Source organism: Streptomyces sp. NPDC051180, from assembly GCF_040689545.1.
In the GTDB taxonomy this organism is placed as follows: Bacteria; Actinomycetota; Actinomycetes; order Streptomycetales; family Streptomycetaceae; genus Streptomyces.
The window spans coordinates 45,566-63,656 of sequence record NZ_JBFBBC010000008.1; the positions used below are offsets into that span (position 1 = coordinate 45,566).

The following is an 18,091-nucleotide window of genomic DNA, read 5'->3' on the forward strand; positions in this document are numbered from 1 at the left end:
GTCGGCAGCCGGTTCCCCGGGCGGGGACGCCCGTGGCGCGTGCGCGGTTGCGGCGGGCCGGGCGGAAACCGCGTACGGCTCAGTGCTCGGCGTCGTCCGGCCACACCCCGATGTGGTCCTGCTCCAGTTCGAGGGCGACGCGGTGCTCCATGCCGAGGGCGGTGGTGTACTCGGCGGGGAGCTGGAGGCGGCCCGCGCGGTCGAGCATCGCGTACTCCCGTGCCACCAGGGACTCCTGGCCCAGCTCGTCGACCTCGGTGCGGCGCAGCACCTCGGAGGAGGTGCGGCCGTCGCGGATGGCGACGGTGCGGCGGACCTCGGAGGCGACGGCCTGGTCGTGGGTCACGATGACGATCGTGGTGCCCAGCTCCTCGTTGGCGCGGCGGAAGGCGGCGAAGACCTGCTCGCCGGTGGCGGAGTCCAGTTCGCCGGTCGGCTCGTCGGCGAGCAGGACGGCCGGGTTGTTGGCGAGGGCGACCGCGATGGCAACCCGCTGCTGCTGGCCGCCGGAGAGCTGGTGCGGACGACGGTCCCTGGCCTCGGCGATGCCCAGCATCTTCAGGAGTTCCTCCGCCCGCTCGGCCTTCCTCTTCGAGCGGCCGCGCAACTGCATGGGCAGGGCCACGTTCTGGGCGGCCGTCAGGTAGGGAAGCAGGTTGCGGGCGGTCTGCTGCCAGACGAAGCCGACGACCTCGCGCCGGTAGCGCAGCCGCGCCTTGCCGTCCATCGCGAGCAGGTCGCTGCCCGCGACCCGGGCCGCGCCGGCGGTCGGCACGTCCAGTCCGGCCAGGATGTTCATCAGCGTGGACTTGCCGGAGCCGGAGGCGCCGACCAGGGCCATCAGCTCGCCCTCCTTCACGAGGAGGTCGAGTCCCTGGAGCGCCTGCACCTCCACCCCGTCGGTGGTGAAGATCCGGACGAGCCGGTCGCAGGCGATGAGGGCGTCGTGCCCGTACGAGGGGCGGTCGCGCCGGGCGGTGGCCCGCCGCTCCAGTTCCTCCAGGGTGGTGTCCGAAGCGGCGGTCGAGAGGGTCGTCCCGGTCTGCGTCATCGTGCGTCTCCTGCCCTGAGTTCCTTGATCGAGCCCCTGCGTCCCGCCCACCACGCCTGTCCCGCCGCCGCCAGTCCCGTCAGGACGACGACGCCGAGCGCGGGCAGCAGCAGGGACCACGGGTCCGCCCGCAGCGGGGCGCTGTCCAGTGGGGCGAAGCCCGGCGCCGCCGCGAGCGCCAGCCGGAAGAGGTCGATGCCCGGGGCAAGCAGCGGGACCGTCGCCCAGCCCACGAGCGTTCCGCCGAGGGCCGCGAGGACCGCCTGCGGCAGGGCCTCCAGGCCGAGCAGCCGCCGGCCCTGCCTGCGGGTGAGGCCCATCGTCCGGAGCCGGGCGAGGAGCTTGGTGCGTTCCGGCGCGCTCTGCATGAGGGACAGCAGCACCGCCACCACGGCGTAGCCGGCGCCCGCGCCGATCGCGCCGAGGTAGATCCCCTCGGCGCCCGACTGGAGCGGCGAGTCCACGTAGGCGGCCCGCTGTTCGTCGCGCATCGTCACCGCGAGGGCGCCGTCCGAGCCCTTCACGGCGGCCCGCAGCGCGGCGCCGTCCGGCGTCCCGGTGACGAGGAGCGCGGTGGGCGTCGGATGGGTGAGGTCGGCGGCGTTGACGAGGAGGAAGTCGGCGTCGGAGAGGGCCGGCGTGGTCGTGCGGACGGCGACCACCTTGACCCGGAAGACGCCCGCCGCGGAGACGATCTCCAGGGGCGCGGAGCCGAGCCGTTCGGCGACCGCCGGCGAGGCGACGGCGGGCAGGACCCGCTCGGTGTCCGCGACGGCGCCGGGACCGCCCCGCCCGGTGGAGGCGAGGAGCGAGGCCGGGAACGCGCCGAAGCCGGTCCGGTCCGCGAGCCGCGCGTACGAGGCGGGTTCGACGCCCACGAGCGGGGCGCTCATCGGCAGGGCGGTGGTGCCCTCGGAGGACGGCAGCGACACCCCGTACTCGACCTGGACCGCGGTGAGGTCCCGGACGCCCGCCGTGCCGCGGACGGTCTCGGTGAGTCCCGAGGGCAGCGGCGTCCACTCGACCGAACCGCCGATCCGGGCGTCCGCGCCGGTGGTCAGGAGCGCGGCCCGGTCGCGGGCGGCGGCGACGCCGGCGAGGACGGAACCGCCGAAGGCCGCCGTGGTGAGCGCCAGGACCAGCGCCAGGAGCGGGAGCGTGCCCGTCGAGGAGGAGCGTCCGGCGCGGGCCAGGGCCAGCGGTCCGACCGCCCCGCGCAGCCGGCGGGCCGGGCGGGCCGCCCAGCGCAGCGGCAGCGGGTAGATCCGTACGAGCAGCATGGCCGCGATCAGGCCGACGAGGACCGGGGCGGCGCTCACCAGGTGGTCGCCGGCGTCGGCGGTGCCGCGCAGCCGCAGCGAGGCGACGGCGCCCACGGCGAGGACGAGGGCGGTGAGTTCGAGGACCGTGCGGCGCCGGGAGGGCCGGGCGGTGAGCAGGTCGTCGCGGCCGCCGTGCAGCCGCGGGGTGCGGTGGACGACGACCGCCCGCAGGGGCAGGACGAGCATCGCGACGAGGGCGACGGCCGCGGCGGCGAGGAGGGAGGGCGTGAGCGGGATGCCGCCCGTCCCGTCGCCGGCCGGGCCGCGCACGGTGGCGACCGCGAGGACGAGGGCGAGCGCCGCGGCCGGTACGGCGACCGCCGAGGTCTCGCCGAGCAGCCGCAGGCCGATGCCGCTGAGGGAGGCGCCGCGGGAGCGGATCAGCGCCAGTTCGCTGTCCCGGCGGGCGACGAAGAGGCCGCCGGTCATGGCGAGGACGACGGCCGCGACGGCGCCGATGCCGAACACGGCGACGGCCACGACGGGGTTGATGGCGTCGCGCATCGAGCGGTACGAGTCGACGAGGGCGTCGAGTTCGGTGGTGAGGGCACCGGTGGGGCCGACGACCCGGCGCATCTTCACCAGGTCGGGTCCGCCGGAGACGGAGTCCAGGGCGGCCGTGAGCCGGTCGACGTCCCGGCCGGAGAGGTGGTCGGAGGTGGGCACGAACCGGAAGAAGACCTCCGGTTCACCGATGGTGGAGAGGACGGCGGGCGCCGACTCGGGGGACAGGAGCAGGGCGCCCTGCCAGTAGTACTTCACCTCGTCGCCGACGAGCGGGGCCAGCGCGGGGGTGCGCAGCAGCGGTTCCACGGCCCAGTACGCGGTGGCGGGTCCGACCGGCTCGACGACGCCGGTGACGGTCACGGCGATCGGTTCGGCGCTGACCCGGCCGGGGACGTGGACGACGGAGCCGGGCTTGAGCTTCAGGGAGGCGGCGGTCGCGGCGGTGACGACCGCCTCGGGGCGGCGGGCGGTGCCCGCGGGGAGCCGGCCCTGCCGGAGCTTCGTGTGCCCGGCCAGCTCGGAGGGGGAGGAGAGGACGAACTCGGGGGAGATCCCGTCGGGCCGCGGCAGCCAGGGGTCGAGGCCCTCGACCCGCTTGACGGTGCGGACGCCGTGGACGGTCTGGCGCGGGTCGACGCGCAGGGGGTCGGGCAGCAGGCCGGCGACCTGGTCGCGCTGCCGCTGGAGCACGGCGGGGGCCAGGCCCGCCTCGCGCTGCTCCAGGCGTTCCAGGCCGGGTGCCTGGGCGGTCAGTTCGAGGACGCTGCTGCGGGGCGCGGCGGCCCGGATGTCGTGGCGCAGGCCCTCCGTCTCGTACGCGTCGACGGCCCGCGGCAGCGCTGCCGCGAGGTACGCGGTGACGAGCACGAGGAGAGCGAGCGAGGCGGCGGCCCAGGGCGCGGTCCGCAGCCGGGTCCGCACCCAGGGCGCCACCGCGCGGGCGGGCTTGTCGGACCGGGACGGGGCCATGTCGGGTGCCTTCCTGCGTGCGGCGGGGGTGTCGGTGTCGGCCGGGTCCGTGCCGGGGGCGCCGGGGGAGGACTCGGGGTGCTCGCGGTCCGCGGTGGGCATCAGTGGTCCCCCTGGTGGCGCAGGGTGACGACCGGGTCGGTGCGGCGCAGGGCGATCGCGGCGACGATGGCCAGCGGGAGGGTGGCGACTCCGGCGAGGAGCAGGGCCACCTGGCCGAGGGGCAGTTCGACCAGGACGGCGGGGACGGGGCGGGCGGCCTGGCCGGTGAGGACGACGAGCGGGACGACCGCGCGGGCCAGGACGGTGCCGAGCCCGATGCCGACGAGCAGCCCGATGCCGATGAGGACGCCCTGTTCGGCGGCGATGAGCCGGGCGAGCCGGCGGCGCGGGGTGCCGAGGGCCTGGAGGATGCCGAACTCGGCGGAGCGTTCCCGCAGCGCGCCGGCCGAGCCGACCGCGAAGCCGACGGCGGCGAGCGCGGCGGCGGCCGCCGCCACGGCCATGAGGGCGGCGTTGGGGCCGGCGCCGAGCGGGTCGCCGAGGAGGTCGGCGGCGGCCTCGTCGCGGACGAGGACCTGGGCGGGGTCCGCGTTGGGGCGGGAGCGCAGCGCCGTGGCGACGTCGTCGGCGCGGCCGGGGGCGACGGTGAGCCACCACTCGGTGGCCGGCACGGTCGCGGTCGGGTCGGATCCGCCGGCCAGGAACCGGTTCACCGAGGCCAGGTCGACGAGGATCGCGCCGCCGTCCTCGGGGGTGGCGACGGGCGCGGTGGCGGAGGCCGTCCGGGAGCCGGGTCCGGTGGTCGGCAGCTCCTTGACCACCCGGGTGACGACGGCGTCGACCCGGCGGCCGTCGAGGGCGACCTCGATCCGGTCGCCGGTCTTGGCCCCGGTCGCGGCCATGAACGCCTCGGTGGCCACCGCGGGCAGGTACTTCGGCGGCTTGGGGCCCGGGGCGTCGGCCCGCAGGGTGAACTCCTCGATCTCCCAGTTGCCGGACGCGACGTCGGCTCCGGCGACGACGAAGGAGAGGGAGTACGGCGCCGGGCGGCCGCCCGGCCCGGCATCGCCCGCGGTGCCGCTCGCCGGGCCGCTGTCGCCGGGGTCGCCGTACTCGGTCTGCGCGAAGGCGGAGGTCCAGGAGGCGAGCACCGCGCCGGGGGCGTGGACCCGCTCGGTGCCGTCGGCGCGGACGGTGGTGAAGCGCTCGACGGTGAGGGTCTGCGTGTGCCGGGCGCCGTCGGCGATCTGGCCGGCGACCTCCAGGCCGGTGAGGGTCAGCAGGCCGCCGGAGCCGCGGCTCCCGTCGGTGCCGGGGCCGGCGGTGAGGGCGCCGAGGTCGGCGGTCAGCCGGTGGCCGCGCCCGTCGGACGGCAGGGTGCCCAGGAGCTGGCGGGACGGGAGTCCGCTCGGGTCCTCCAGGACGGCGGTGACACGGGTCCCGGGGGTCCCGGCGGGCGCGGTGGTCCGCAGGTCGACGGCGAGCGTCCGGGTGCCTGCGGGGAGGGCCAGGCCGGGCCGGACGACGGCCTTCGGGGCGAGCGGGGCGAGCAGCGAGGCGGCCGGGACGCCGGCGAGGTCGGGGCGCAGCCGCAGGCCGGCGGCGTTGCGGGTGTCCACGGCCAGGACGGTCGCGGTCTTCCCGGCCGCGTCCATGGTGGCCCGGTAGACCGGCGCGACGGCGGTCACGCCCGGGACGGCGGCCAGCCGTTCGGTCTCCGTCGGCTCTCCGGGACCGGCGCCGAGGACGCGGACGTCGGCCCCGGTGCGGAAGTCGGCCTGGTCGCGCTGCGAGCGTTCCCACGAGCCGCTCTGCCCGATGGCCAGCATGCCCATCGCGACGGCGAGGACCAGGAGGAGGACGGGGCCGGCGCCGCGCAGCGGCCGGCGGCTGAACTGCCAGCCGGCGAGCGCGGCGGACAGCCCGCGGCCGCCCGCCGCGCGCCGCTCGGCGAGCCTGGCCGCGGGCGGCAGCAGGCGCAGCGTCAGGACGGTGCCGGCGAGCAGGGCGAGGGCGGGCGCGGCGACGAGCACGGGATCGATGGAGCCGCCGCCGGCCTCGTCGGTGCCGAGGGTGCCGCCCGCGGCGGCGGGCCGCTGGAGCTGCCAGTAGGCGACGCCCGCGATGGCGAGGAGGGCGATGTCGGCGCCCGCGCGCACCGGGCCGGGCAGCGAGGCCGACCGGGCCTTGCGGAGCGAGACGGCGGCGTCGTCGCCCGCGGCGAGCGCGGGCGCGACGACGGCGGCGGCGCACAGCAGGGCCACGGCGGCGGCGACCAGCCACACCATGAGCGAGGGGGTGGTGTCGAGCTCGACGCCCAGGGAGGACAGGGCGGAGCGTTCGGCGAAGAGCCGGGTGAGGGGTCCGGACAGCAGGGGTGCGGCGATCGCCGCGGGCAGGGCGAGGAGGAGCGCCTCGATGCCGGCGAGTCCGGCGATCCGGCGCCGCGAGCCGCCGCGGGCCCGCAGCAGCGCCGTCTCCCCGGAGCGCTCGGTGCTGAGCAGCCGGGCGACGAGCAGCAGCGCGTACGCGGCGAGCAGCACCAGCTGGACGGCGACGATCAGGAGGGTGGAGCGGGAGACGAGCAGGGCGCGCTGGGTCTGCTGGAGGACGGTCGGGAGCGCGGTGGTCGCGGTGATCGTGGTGCCGAACGCGGTGGTGTTCGCGGCCAGCGCCTCGGGACCCTCGGCCGACGCGGCGCGCAGGGCGTCGATCCGGTCGGTGGTGAGGCCGCCGAAGTCGGCGGAGCCGAGCCAGCGGGTGTCGCCGGAGCTCAGCGCCCCGGCGCCGAGGACGGCGGGGTCGACGAGCAGCGGGCCGTACGTCGTGAAGGCGACGGTCCGGACCCCGCGCCCGCCGGCCGGGTCCAGCTGCCAGTACAGGTCGGCGGTGTCGACGGGCCGGTAGACGCCGGTGATCCGGGTCTTCACCCGGCGGCCGTCGTCGAGCCGGTCGCCGAGGTCGAGGACGGTCCCGGGGGCGATCCGCAGCCGCCGGGCCGCCTCCTCGGGCAGCGCCGACTCGACCACGCCCGCCGTCCGGGCCGGCGAGGGCCAGGCGCCCCTGACGAGGGTGAGCCGGGAGCGGTCGAGGGCGGCGAAGTGCGTCAGGTCGGGGTCGCCCTTGCGGGCCTCGGGGGACTGGAGGCCGCGGGGGAGCGCGTACGGCCCCGAGCGCTCCAGGCGCCGGACGGTCACCGGCAGGCCGTCGAAGGTCCGCCGCATCCCGTCGGTGACGGCGGCCTCGGCGCTCGCCCGCTTCGCCTCGGTCACCTGACCGGTGACGAGGAGCGAGGCGGCCGCCGCCGACCGGCCGCGCAGACCGGCCTGGAGCGCCGCGTCGCCGATGGCGCCGGAGAAGGCCGCCAGGGTGGCGAGCACCGACGTCGTCAGGAGGACGGCGAGGAGCGCGGCGGACAGCAGCAGCCGGTGCGCCCTGACGCGCAGAAATACGAACCCCGTCACCCGTCCCCCTGGCCACCCTGAACACGGTGCGCACGTCGAACACTCGCCGGACGCTTCCGAAACCTTCTCCGGATGCTTTCAGAGTGCACGTGCTGCTGGAAACCGCTTGCAGACCGACCTTGATGCGATTGTGACCGTTATTCGGGGTTCAGTCTCCGGAATCTGTTGTTCCATGCCCGGCCGGTGGTCCGGGCCGGTCGACCAGGGGCGCCGGGGGTGGTGCCAGGAGCCGGGTGAGGGGCCGTCAGCCGGCCGTGTTCACCATCGAGGCGGCGGCGTAGGCCAGGTAGCGCCAGAGCTCCTCCTCGTGGGCGGGGGAGAGGCCGAGTGTGTCCACGGCGTCGCGCATGTGGCGCAGCCACGCGTCGTGGGCCGCGCGGTCGACGGTGAACGGGGCGTGGCGCATCCGCAGCCGGGGGTGGCCCCGGTGGTCGCTGTAGGTGCGCGGCCCGCCCCAGTACTGGATCAGGAAGAGCGTGAGGCGCTCCTCGGCCGGGCCGAGGTCCTCCTCGGGGTACATCGGGCGCAGCAGCGGGTCCCCCGCGACGCCCTCGTAGAAGCGGTGGACCAGGCGGCGGAAGGTCTCCTCGCCGCCGACCTGCTCGTAGAAGGTCTGCTCCTGCACTGTTTCCCCGGGAATCTCGTTCACCGTTCCATCGTCTCAGATGACCCGGACTAGGACCGGAGGCCCAGGACCGCCCCGGGAGCGGTCGCCGGGCCCGCCGGGCGGCGGGAGAGTGGAGGCATGGGTGAGCCGCGGGACGAGTTCGCCGAGGCCGCCGCGCCGGCGCGGAGGGCGCTCGTGCGCGAGGTGGAGGCGGCGGGCGAGCTGGCCGACCCCGCCTGGCGAGCGGCCTTCGCCCACGTCCCGCGCCACCGCTTCGTCCCCTACTACTACGTCTCGGGGACCGGCGGCTACGAGCGGCTCTGGGCCGGCGACCCCGACCCCGGGCGCCGGGACCGCTGGCTGCGCGGGGCCTACGAGGACACGGCGATCGCGACCCGGGTCCGGGACGGGGAGCTGGTCTCCTCCGCCAGCCAGCCCTCCCTGATGGCGCTGATGCTCCGGGCCCTGGACGTGCGTGACGGCGACGACGTCCTGGAGATCGGCGCCGGCACCGGCTACCACGCCGCCCTCCTGTGCCATCGGCTCGGCGACGCGCACGTCACCACCGTCGACCTGGACGAGGAGATCGCCGAGACGGCCCGGACCCACCTGGCCGCGGCCGGGTACCGGCCGGCCGTCGTCGCCGCCGACGGAGCCCGCGGCTGCCCGGCGCACGCCCCCTACGACCGGATCGTGGCGACCTGCGCCGTGCCCTCGGTCCCGTACCCCTGGCTCGCGCAGAGCCGGCCCGGCGCCCTGGTGCTCGCCCCGCTCTCCACCGGGCTCGTCCTGCTGCGGGTGGACGACCGGACGCACGCGGAGGGCCGGTTCCTGGCGACCTCGGCGTACTTCGTGGCACTGCGGGGCGTCGCCGCCCGGGCCCCGCGGCACGGCCCGGGCGGCGACGAGGGCTTCCGCTTCCTGTGGGGGCTGTCGGGAGAGGTCCTGGACAGACGCGAAGCGCTCTCGCTCTGGCTGCGCGAGCGGCGGCCGGAGCGGGAGCGCTTCGGGGTGACGGTCAGCGGCGACCGGCAGTGGGCCTGGCTGGACGACCCCGGAGGGCCGTACGCCTGGCCCCTGCCGGCGGCCGCCTGACGTGCTCCGTCAGCCGAGACGGAGGGTGATCGTGGTCCAGGCGCCGACGTGCACCCGGTCGCCGTCCTGGAGCTGGACGGGGACGTAGGGCTGGATCGGCTCCTCGCCGCCGTTGATCGTGGTGCCGTTGGTGGAGTTCTGGTCCACCACCGCCCACGAGCCGTCCGGCTGCTGCACGAGCACGGCGTGCTGGTGCGAGACGCCCGGGTCCTCCGGCGGCACCGACAGGTCGACGTCGGGGGACTCGCCGGTGGAGTGCCGGCGGCGGCCGATGGAGACCTGGTTGCCCTGGAGCGGCAGGTGCTTGTCCGGCGAGTACGCGGGCAGGTTGAGCCCCGAGGCTTCCGGCCCGCTGCGGTGCATCATCGCCATGAAGTACTCGCGGTCCGGCCCGATGACCGCCGTCCAGCGCTGCGGCTGCCGCGGCGGCTGGAACTGCTGCGGCGGCCCCTGGTGCTGCGGGGGAGCTTGGTGCGGCGGCGGTCCCTGGTGCTGCTGGTGCTGCGGGGGCACCGGGGGTGCCTGGTGCTGCTGCTGCTGCGGTGCGGGCGGCTGCGGGGCCGGCGGCTGCGGGGCGTGCGGCTGCGCCGGCGGGGACAGCACCCAGTCGTCGTCGGCCCGCGGCTGCGGCGGCGCGGGCGGCGCGGGAGCCTGTGCCGGTGCCTGGAGGTACGCGGGCGGGGCCGGCGGCTGCTGACCACCCTGCTGCGGCGCCGGCGGCTGCTGGTGCGGCGGGCGCTGCGGCGGCGCCTGGTGGTGCGTGGGCTCGGCGCCCAGCGGCTCGGCCGGCCGGTTCACCTGCGACGGCCGCGAACCCTGGTAGCCGAACGGGTCCGGCTGCGGCGGCGGGGGCGGGGGGGACTGGAAGCCGGGCGGCAGGTTCAGGCCGGGCGGCGGCCCGGGCTGCTGCGCCGGCGGGTTGTGCGGGGCCAGCGGCGTGTACGAGGTGGCCGTGTTCGTGAGGAAGTTCCAGCGGCACTCCTCGCAGAACGGCGCCATGTGCTCGCGCGGCGTGCGGCACTGCGGGCAGAGCTCCGCCTGGGCCGTCGCGTTCGGGTCGCCGCCGGGGCCGAAACCGCCCGGGGCCGCCGGTGCGCCGGCGCCGTAGCCGGGGGGAGCGTCGTATCCGCCGGGCGCGCCGAAGTCGCCGGGCGGCGGGCCCTGCGGGGGCCCGCCGGGACCGGGGTATCCGTAGGCGGGGGGCGGCGGCGGGGGAGGCGGCGGTACGGCACCCGCAGGCGCGCCCGCCCCGGCCATGCGGTGGCCGCAGACCTCGCACCAGTCGTCGGAGACCGACTGGTGTCCGTTCGGGCAGGTCGGCATGTCGGTGCTTCCCCCTCTCGTCGTCCGGCCCGCTGGCCGGGCTACCTCTTGACGCGAACGGTCTTGGTGGAGCGGGTCTCGAGTGTCATCTCGTCCGCATCCGCGACCTTCGCCTTCAAACGCACAGTACCGGTCGCCGCGTCGACCACGTCGACCACCTTCGAAAGCAGTTTCGCCGTATCCGCGTTGCCGGAGGCCGCCGCGAGCTGCACGGCGCGGCCCAGCTTGGCCGTCGCGCCGTCGTGATCGCCAGATTTGCGGGCATCGAGACCCTGCTGGATGACGTCCGCGAGCTCCGCCTGGCCCGTGTAGTGCGCGACCTGCGGGTTGATCGACGTCGACATCGCGAGGTCGTCCGTCCACACCGCCCGTACCAGCCCTTGGGACAGCGGGCGCGGATCGCCGCCCGCCGGGTCCGGGGCGAGCAGCGAGACGCGGGCGGCGAGCATCTCCTGCCCGACCACCGCCTGCGGCACCCGCACGCTCACGTGGTAGTCGCGGGACTCGTCGCCCCACGAGCCCGTCGGGTAGTCGCCGGCGCGCGGACCCGCCTCGGTGCGCCGCCCGGTGAGGTCCTCCACGGTCGGGGCCACCTGCTTCACGAACCGGATCTCGACCCCGACCGGCGTCCACAGGCGCAGCGCGACGTCCGCCACGCCCTTGCCCATCGCGGTCTCCATCATCGACGTGAAGTCGGCGGCGAGACCGGCCGGGTCGGCGACGATGTCGGCGGTGCCGAGGAGCGCGGACGCGATGCCGGTCACCTCCTTGACCTCCCAGTCGGTGCCGACCCCGCGCGCGTCGCAGGTGAACCGGCCCGCGCAGGCGTCGAGCGCGGCCCGCAACTCCTGCGGCGTCTCGTGCTCGTTGCGGCCGTCGGTGAGCAGGACGCCGTGCCGGATGGACAGGTCGGCGGAGGAGAGCAGCCGGTCCGCGAGGCGCAGCCAGGTGCCGATCGCCGTGCCGCCGCCGGCGGAGAGGCGGCGCAGCGCCTCCCTGGCCTCGGCGCGGGTCCGGGCGCCGGCGACGGCCAGGCCGCCGTTCCCCGGGTAGACCTCCTTCGCCACGTGCGTGCCGGCGACGACGGCGAAGGAGGTGCCGTCGCGCAGGGTGTCGATCGCGGCGGCGGTCGCCTCGCGTGCGCCGCGCATCTTCGTGGCCGGGTAGTCCATGGAGCCCGAGCAGTCGACCATGAGCACGACGCCGGCCGCGCCGCCGCCGGGGAACTGCCCGAAGCCGCCGGACCCCGCCGCGCCGCTCGTGCCTCCGCCGGTCGAGGTGACCGTGACGATCGCGCTGACGTCCCGGCCTCCCTCCGGCAGGAACTCGTTCTGGTAGACGTCCACCGAGAACTGCGGCACGGTCGACTTGGAGAAGTTCGCCATCTGTTCGGGCTCCTCGGGCAACAACGGTGTCGGGGAAGGGGATCGGCGACCGCTCAGGCGGATCCCGCCCCTTGCGGAGTGACGGTGAACGGGACCAGCGCGACCGTGATGTTGTCGTGGCCGCCGCCGTCCAGGGCGTGGCCGACCAGCATCTGCGCGCCGTGCAGCGGGCGGGTCGCCGCGTCCGCGGGGACGACCCGGGCCATGTCCTCGGGTCCCTCCGCGTAGTTCCACAGTCCGTCCGTGCAGACCACCACCACGCCGGAGTGGTCCGGCTTGAACGAGGCGGTGTGCGGATCCAGTTCGTACGAGTCGGCGCCGAGCCAGCCGGTGATGGCGTGGGCGCGCTCGTCCGCGTACGCCTCCGCCTCGTTCATCAGGCCCGCCGCGACCATCTGGGCGGCCCACGAGTCGTCCTCGGTCAGCCGCACGGACTGGGTGCCGCGGTCGTCCGGCACCCAGTAGGCGCGGCTGTCGCCGACCCAGCCCACGACGAGCAGGCCGTCGGTGACGACGGAGCCGACGATGGTGCAGGCCGGGGCGTTCCGGTGGCGGTGCGGGTCGTGGTCCGGGCCGTCCGGCTCGGCGGCCAGGGAGTTGACGGCCTCGGCGGCGGCCACGATGGCCTCGTGCATGGCCTGCTGCGGGTGGGTGCCGCGGGGCAGCGCGGCGCACAGCGACGCCTCGGCCGCGGCCGCGGCGGCGGCCGACGCCTCGTCGGGGCGGGTCGCCGAGGAGACCCCGTCGCAGACGATCGCGACGGCGGCGGGGGAGCCGTCGGGGAGGGTCGCCGCCGAGACCGCGAAGGCGTCCTCGTTGCGGTGGTGGCGCAGGCCCCGGTCGCTGACGGCGGCGACCGGGCCGGCCTCCCGCTCCATGTGGTCGCGCTCGCGCGGCTGCGCGTGCCCGCAGTTCTCGCAGTAGCCGTCGGTGTCCACCCGTCCGGCCCGGCAGGCCACGCAGAGCGCCGCCTGCGCGGCGGTGGGCGCGGCGTCCGGCGGGGTCGCGGCGGCGGGCGCCGCCGGGGTGGCGGCCGGAGCCGGGTCCGCCCGGACGGCCGCACGGGGGTCGGGGGCGGCCAGCTCGAAGTCGCCACCGGGCGCACCGGAAGGCGCGGGCGGGGGGACGGGCGCCGCGGGCGGGGAAACGGGCGCGCCCGGCGGCGGCACCGGGCCGTCCGTGCGGACCTCCATCGTGGGCAGGTCACGGCCGCCGGAGTCGGTGCCGGGCAGATCGCCGGGGTGCTGGGTCGCGGTCGAGAGGGAACCGGGGTCGCGGGGCGGCGCGTCCGGCCAGGCGACGGGGGTGCCGATCGCGATGGTCGGGCGGTCGGGCCCGGTCTCGGCGGCGGGCACGGCCGACAGGTCGTAGCCGCACGCCCCGCAGAACCGGTCACCCGAATCCAGCGGCTCCGCGCAGCCCGGGCAGTCGGCGAGTCCGTGTGACGGCTTCGGCTTCTGGGACATCCTCACACCCACGTCCGGGGACGGAAGCGGTTGGCCCGCTCCACCAGTTCGATCCTCTCGTCGCCCTGCTGGGCGAGCCGGGCCAGCACCCGGTACGAGCGTTCGAGGCCGAAGCGCAGTCCGCGCTCGTCCACTTCGCTCCCGAGCAGCAGCGCGCCGCCGCCCGGTGCCGCACCGGGACTCCCGGAGAGTACCCAGTCGAGGGCCGTTCCGAGGACCTCCGTCGACAACTGCTCGCGGCGCACCGCGTCCAGACCGAAGCCCTGGAGCGCGGAGACCTGCGCCGCGGCGGCCGTCAGGTCGCCGCCGATCGGGTCGTGCGCCGGGCGCCGCCGCAGCCGCGCCCGCACCGCCGCGACCCGGGCGGCCGTGTAGTGGATCGACGCCTCCGGGACGGATTCCAGTGCGTCGACGGCGCCGGCCCTGTCGCCCGCCGCGAGCCGCACCCGCGCCAGCCCGAAGGCCGCGCTGACGAAGCCGGGGTCGGTGGTCCACACCAGGTGGTAGTACTCGGCGGCGTTGTCCAGCTGGCCGAGCACCTCGGCGCAGAGCCCCAGGGCCAGCTTGGGCGCGGGCTCGCCGGGAAAGGCGTCGTACACCGCGTCGAAGGCCGGCGCCGCCTGCTCGGGGTCGCCGGTCACCAGGGAGGTGACGCCCCGGTACCAGACGACCCGCCAGTCGTCCGGGTCCCGCTCCTCCAGGCCCGCCAGGGTCCGGCCGGCGGAGGACAGGTCGCCGAGCTCCAGCTGGGCCCGCAGGGTGCGCAGGCGCAGCTCGGCCGAGGAGGCGGGGACGGCCTGGAGGGCCGCCAGCAGTTCGACGGGCGCGGCGGTCGCGAGACCGGCGAGGAAGCCGGCGTGGGGGTCGGACGCGTCGACGCGCGGAACGGGCAGCGCGAGCGCCGTGGCGGGCGTGTCGACCGGCGCCAGGAGCCCTGCGAGTTCCGCGCGCGGCGCGGACGGCGCGGGCGCCGGCGCGCGCCCCGCCCCGCGGAGCCGTCCGGCCCCCTTGCGGGCGCCGAGCAGCGAGACGTCCTCGGTGAGCTCGGCGAAGAGCGTGGTGTCCGTGACCCGCACCTCCGTGCCGAACAGCGTCGACAGGGCCGGCCGCGGGCGGCCCGACTGCAGGGCCACCACCTCGCGCAGGACGCCGGTCAGCTGCTCGGCCATCTCCTGCGCGGAGGAGAACCGGCGGGCCGGGTCGGGGTCGGTCGCGCGGACGAGGAAGCGGTAGAAGGACTCGTAGGTCCGGAAGACCGAGATGTGCTCCGGGTCGGGCAGCGAGTCCACGAACACGTTCGTGTAGCCCTGGAAGTCGAAGGTCATCACCGCGAGCGTGCGCGCCACCGTGTACAGGTCGCTCGCCACCGACGGGCCGACCTCGGCCACCTCCGGCGCCTGGTAGCCGACCGTGCCGTAGATGGCGGACTCGTCGTCGTCCATCCGCCGGACCGCGCCCATGTCGATGAGCTTCAGCTGGTCCTCGGACTGGATGGCGTTGTCGACCTTGAAGTCGCAGTAGAGCAGGTTCCGGCTGTGCAGGTGGCCGAGCGCCTCCAGCGCCTCGATCCCGTAGGCGCACGCCTGCTCGACCGGCAGCGGATCCCGCCGGCCGTCCGGGGTGCGCCGGTCGTTGGCGATCTCCTTGAGGGACTTGCCGCCCACGTACTCCATGACGATGTAGCCGTCCAGGGAGCCGGTGCGCTGGTCGAGGTGCTCGACGAAGTTGTAGATGCGGACGATGTTGGAGTGTTCGATCTCGGCGAGGAAGCGGCGCTCGGAGATCGCCGCGGCCATCGCGTCCTGGTCGCCGGTGTCGAGCAGGCCCTTGAGGACCACCCACCGGTCGGAGACGGCACGGTCGACCGCGAGGTAGATCCAGCCGAGCCCGCCGTGCGCGAGGCAGCCCGCCACCTCGTACTGGCCGTGGACGATGTCCCCCGCCCGCAGCTTCGGCACGAAGGAGTAGGGGTGCCCGCACTTGGTGCAGAAGCCCTCGGTGCGTCCCGGCCGCTCGCCCCGCGAGCGGCCCACCGGGGCGCCGCAGTCGGAACGGGAGCAGAAACGCTTCCGCTCGGGGACCTCGGCGTTCTCCATCACCGCGCCCCGCGGATCGGGCCGCGGCACCTCCGGTATCGCCACCAGCCCCGCGCCCAGCCGGTTGCGCGCGGACTGCCCGGTCGACGCACCGGAGCTGCGCACCGACACCGAACGGGCCGTGGACCCCCCGGACAGGGCGCGCGACAGCCGGCCGGAGACCGACCGGCGGGAGGTCGAGGAGCGCGACGAGGCCCGCGAGGAGGCCCGCGAACCGCTGCGCGAGGAGCCGGAGTCCGGCCCCCCGACACCGCCCGCACCCCGGCCGGGCACGGCCATCCCGGTCGGCGTCGACGCGATCATCCCGCCGGGCGCCACGACCGGCGCGAGCCCGCAGGTGTCGCAGTACAGCTCGCCGCCCCCCATGTCCTCGTACGAACCCTCGCACGAAGGACGCTGACAGCTCCCCACGCCCGTCTCCCCGCTCACCACTGTCGTCCTCCCGCGTCTCTCGGGCCGGACAGTACGTCCGCCACCGCCTGCTGGTAGCGCAGGACGGCCTGTTCCGCGACCCGCAGATCGCAGGGCGCGCTCCACAGCATCCTTCGGGCCGCGTCGTACCGCTCGACCAGCAGCGGGTCCTCCGCCGCGCCGAGCCGGGCCACCTTCGCCTTGTACGCGTCGAGCCGGCCGCGCAGCTCGGCGCGGACCGCGAGCGGCGCCGTGACCGCGGTCAGCGACTCGCGCGCCCGCAGCAGTTCGTCCTCCGCCTCCCGCTCCAGGGAGTCCAGGAGCGGCGAGAGCCGGTGCCACCGGGCGTGCCGGCGGTACTCGGCGGCGGTCGCCAGGCGCTCCTGGAGCGCCGTCGGCGGCCCGCTGACCGCAGGCACCTCCGAGGCGGCGATCTTCGCGAGGACCTCGCCGCGCGCGGACCGCGCCTCGGCGAGCGTCCGGTCGGCCCGCGAGAGCACGTCGCGCAGCCGCAGCAGCCGGTCCTCGGAGTCCTGCCGGACCGCGAGGACGGCCTCGATCTCGCGCCGGACTTCCTCCAGGGCCAGCGCGGCCCGGTCGTACCGCGCGGTGTCGGGACGGCCGCCGCCGGGCGCCGAACTCCCCGCCGCCGGGCGCCAGAAGGCCAGCGGGTCGGTCACCACCTGGGACCGCAGCGCGGTCAGCTCGGCCGTGATCGCCTCCAGCTCGTCGCCCGCCGGGTGCTCGCCCGGCCGCACGCCCACCGAGTGCGCGAGCGAGCGCGTCCGGCCCAGCTCGGCGGCGAGCAGGTCTATCCGGGCGGGCAGCGCGGACCACACCGCGTCGGCCGTGACGACCAGGTCGAGCGAGGAGGCGTACAGCTCGTTCATCCGGCGGACCAGCCGCTCCAGGCTGAAGCGCTCGGTCAGCAACGCCTGTTCTCCGGCGCCGCCGGAGACGAGCACGCTGTCGCCGCGCAGCCGGTCGGTCAGCTCCACCAGTTCCTCGCGGGCCGGCCAGCGGCGCCGGGCGCGCACCTCACGGGCCTCCCGCAGGGCGCCGGTGTACACGTCGAAGCAGGTCCAGAGCAGGGTGATGGTCCGCTCCGCGGCCGCCCAGCGGTCCCGGGTGGTGCCGGTCAGCTCGGCGCCTTCGAGCAGTCTGCGGCCCGCGTGGTCCTGGAGCGCGAGGAGCGAGTCCTCGACGGCCTTGTGCTCGGCGCCGAGCCGCGCCAGCGCACGGTCCACCTCGTCCCGGTCCATCACCGGCCCGGGGGGTCCCGTGACGCCCATCGGTCACCTCTTCCGCTTCGTGTGCAGGACTACTCGTACGGGGCGTGTGCAGGGCTGCTCGGCCACGTCACTTGTACCTGGGGGCGGGAGGGCCGGTTATCCCCGGCAGGTCCTTCTCCAGCCACTCCTTGTACGCGGCCTGCCAGGGGCCCTGCCGGTAGCCCACCAGGACCTGGTTGACCCGGCGCACCAGGTCGTCGTTGCCCAGCTTGGCCGCGATGCCGTAGTACTCCCGGGTGAACGGCCGGCCCTTGAGCTCGACCGCCGGGTCCTGGGCGGCCTGGCCGGCCGCGAGGGCGTTGTCCGTGACGACGGCGTCGACCTCGCCCATCTGGAGCCGGGCCAGGCAGTCCAGCTGGTTGGGCACGGTCAGCAGGTCCCGGTCGTCCTTGGTCCCGTCGCCCTCGTCCTTGAAGACCGCGCCGAAGGAGTTCTCCACCAGGGCGTCGTAGGCCGTGGAGCCCTCGGCGGTGCAGATCCGCTTGCCGCGCAGCGAGGAGTCGTAGCCGGTGATGTCCTTCGCGAGCTTGGGCGCGAGGACCTGCTGCCCGGCCTGGAAGTACGCGGTGGAGAAGGCGACCTGCTCGATCCGCTTGCAGTTGATCGTCATGGTGCGCACGACGAGGTCGACCTTGCCGCTGTCCAGGGCGGCGATCCGCTGGTTGGTGGGGATCGCGCGGAAGATGATCGCGTTCTCGTCGCCGAGGACGTCCTTGGCGACGGCCCGGGCGAGCGTGATGTCGAAGCCCTCCAGGACGCCCTTCTCCGGGTTGCGGTACCCCCAGCGGTAGCTGGACTGGTCGACGCCGACGATCAGCTTCCCGCGGTCCTTGATCGCCCGGATGGAGGGCCCGTCGGCCGACGAGGGCGTCAGGGACGCCTCGGGGTGGTCGCAGGTGTCCGCCTTGACCAGGACGCCGGTGCCCACGCCGGGGCCGGGGGTCCACGGGGCGGCCGCCGCGCCGGCGCCGTCGTGGGCGAGCGGGAGCAGGGTGAGCGAGGCGGTGAGCCCGCAGGCCACGGCCATGGCCGCCACCCCGCCCCAGCCGCGCAGCCGCCGCGCCGTCCGCCGCACCAGCGGGTCGAGGCCGTTCGACATC

At 76.1% G+C, this 18,091-nt stretch carries 11 protein-coding genes; 1 reads left to right on the forward strand and 10 read right to left on the reverse strand.

Annotated features, from left to right (window positions below):
* Window positions 1-79: 79 nt before the first annotated feature.
* From AB0424_RS16300 to AB0424_RS16315, 4 genes are all read right to left on the reverse strand, one after another.
* On the reverse strand, window positions 80-1,051 hold the full coding sequence (locus tag AB0424_RS16300; RefSeq protein WP_366305858.1) for an ABC transporter ATP-binding protein: 972 nt from the start codon (window positions 1,049-1,051) through the stop codon (window positions 80-82).
* A complete protein-coding gene (locus tag AB0424_RS16305) occupies window positions 1,048-3,849 on the reverse strand; it encodes an FtsX-like permease family protein (protein ID WP_366306230.1) in 2,802 nt (933 codons plus the stop codon). The genes AB0424_RS16300 and AB0424_RS16305 overlap by 4 nt, the downstream gene beginning before the upstream one ends.
* A gap of 101 nt (window positions 3,850-3,950) precedes the next feature.
* Window positions 3,951-7,316: an ABC transporter permease gene (locus tag AB0424_RS16310; RefSeq protein WP_366305860.1), complete on the reverse strand. Its 3,366-nt coding sequence runs from the start codon at window positions 7,314-7,316 to the stop codon at window positions 3,951-3,953.
* A gap of 244 nt (window positions 7,317-7,560) precedes the next feature.
* Window positions 7,561-7,965 (reverse strand): globin, encoded by a 405-nt coding sequence (locus AB0424_RS16315; protein WP_366305862.1) that lies wholly within the window; start codon window positions 7,963-7,965, stop codon window positions 7,561-7,563.
* A gap of 96 nt (window positions 7,966-8,061) precedes the next feature.
* Between AB0424_RS16315 and AB0424_RS16320 the strand changes: the two genes are divergently transcribed.
* Complete coding sequence (locus AB0424_RS16320) at window positions 8,062-9,018, forward strand: methyltransferase domain-containing protein (protein WP_366305864.1); 957 nt, start codon at window positions 8,062-8,064, stop codon at window positions 9,016-9,018.
* Window positions 9,019-9,027: 9 nt separating this feature from the next.
* Here the strand turns inward: AB0424_RS16320 and AB0424_RS16325 are convergent, their stop codons facing one another.
* The 6 genes from AB0424_RS16325 to AB0424_RS16350 form a co-directional block, all read right to left on the reverse strand.
* Window positions 9,028-10,341, reverse strand: coding sequence for an FHA domain-containing protein (locus tag AB0424_RS16325; protein WP_366305865.1), 1,314 nt, complete (start codon window positions 10,339-10,341; stop codon window positions 9,028-9,030).
* Between the two features lie 41 nt (window positions 10,342-10,382).
* A complete protein-coding gene (locus AB0424_RS16330; RefSeq protein WP_366305867.1) occupies window positions 10,383-11,726 on the reverse strand; it encodes a VWA domain-containing protein in 1,344 nt (447 codons plus the stop codon).
* 53 nt (window positions 11,727-11,779) lie between these two features.
* Window positions 11,780-13,192 carry a PP2C family serine/threonine-protein phosphatase gene (locus tag AB0424_RS16335; RefSeq protein WP_366305869.1) on the reverse strand — a complete coding sequence of 471 codons (1,413 nt, stop codon included), beginning with the start codon at window positions 13,190-13,192 and terminating at the stop codon, window positions 11,780-11,782.
* Window positions 13,193-13,194: 2 nt separating this feature from the next.
* Entirely contained in the window at window positions 13,195-15,654 is a 2,460-nt protein-coding gene (locus AB0424_RS16340) for a tetratricopeptide repeat protein (protein WP_366306231.1), read from the reverse strand.
* Window positions 15,655-15,713: 59 nt separating this feature from the next.
* Window positions 15,714-16,991: a hypothetical protein gene (locus AB0424_RS16345; RefSeq protein WP_366305871.1), complete on the reverse strand. Its 1,278-nt coding sequence runs from the start codon at window positions 16,989-16,991 to the stop codon at window positions 15,714-15,716.
* 67 nt (window positions 16,992-17,058) lie between these two features.
* A complete protein-coding gene (locus AB0424_RS16350; protein ID WP_366305873.1) occupies window positions 17,059-18,090 on the reverse strand; it encodes a glutamate ABC transporter substrate-binding protein in 1,032 nt (343 codons plus the stop codon).
* Window position 18,091: the final 1 nt, after the last annotated feature.

Excerpts from the sequence above, each read along its gene's own strand:
- AB0424_RS16350 (WP_366305873.1), bottom strand. The coding sequence starts at position 18,090 with ATGTCGAACGGCCTCGACCCGCTGGTGCGGCGGACGGCGCGGCGGCTG.
- AB0424_RS16305 (WP_366306230.1), bottom strand. The coding sequence starts at position 3,849 with ATGGCCCCGTCCCGGTCCGACAAGCCCGCCCGCGCGGTGGCGCCCTGG.
- AB0424_RS16335 (WP_366305869.1), bottom strand. The coding sequence starts at position 13,192 with ATGTCCCAGAAGCCGAAGCCGTCACACGGACTCGCCGACTGCCCGGGC.
- AB0424_RS16300 (WP_366305858.1), bottom strand. The coding sequence starts at position 1,051 with ATGACGCAGACCGGGACGACCCTCTCGACCGCCGCTTCGGACACCACC.
- AB0424_RS16330 (WP_366305867.1), bottom strand. The coding sequence starts at position 11,726 with ATGGCGAACTTCTCCAAGTCGACCGTGCCGCAGTTCTCGGTGGACGTC.
- AB0424_RS16320 (WP_366305864.1), top strand. The coding sequence starts at position 8,062 with ATGGGTGAGCCGCGGGACGAGTTCGCCGAGGCCGCCGCGCCGGCGCGG.
- AB0424_RS16325 (WP_366305865.1), bottom strand. The coding sequence starts at position 10,341 with ATGCCGACCTGCCCGAACGGACACCAGTCGGTCTCCGACGACTGGTGC.
- AB0424_RS16340 (WP_366306231.1), bottom strand. The coding sequence starts at position 15,654 with ATGGGGGGCGGCGAGCTGTACTGCGACACCTGCGGGCTCGCGCCGGTC.
- AB0424_RS16345 (WP_366305871.1), bottom strand. The coding sequence starts at position 16,991 with ATGGGCGTCACGGGACCCCCCGGGCCGGTGATGGACCGGGACGAGGTG.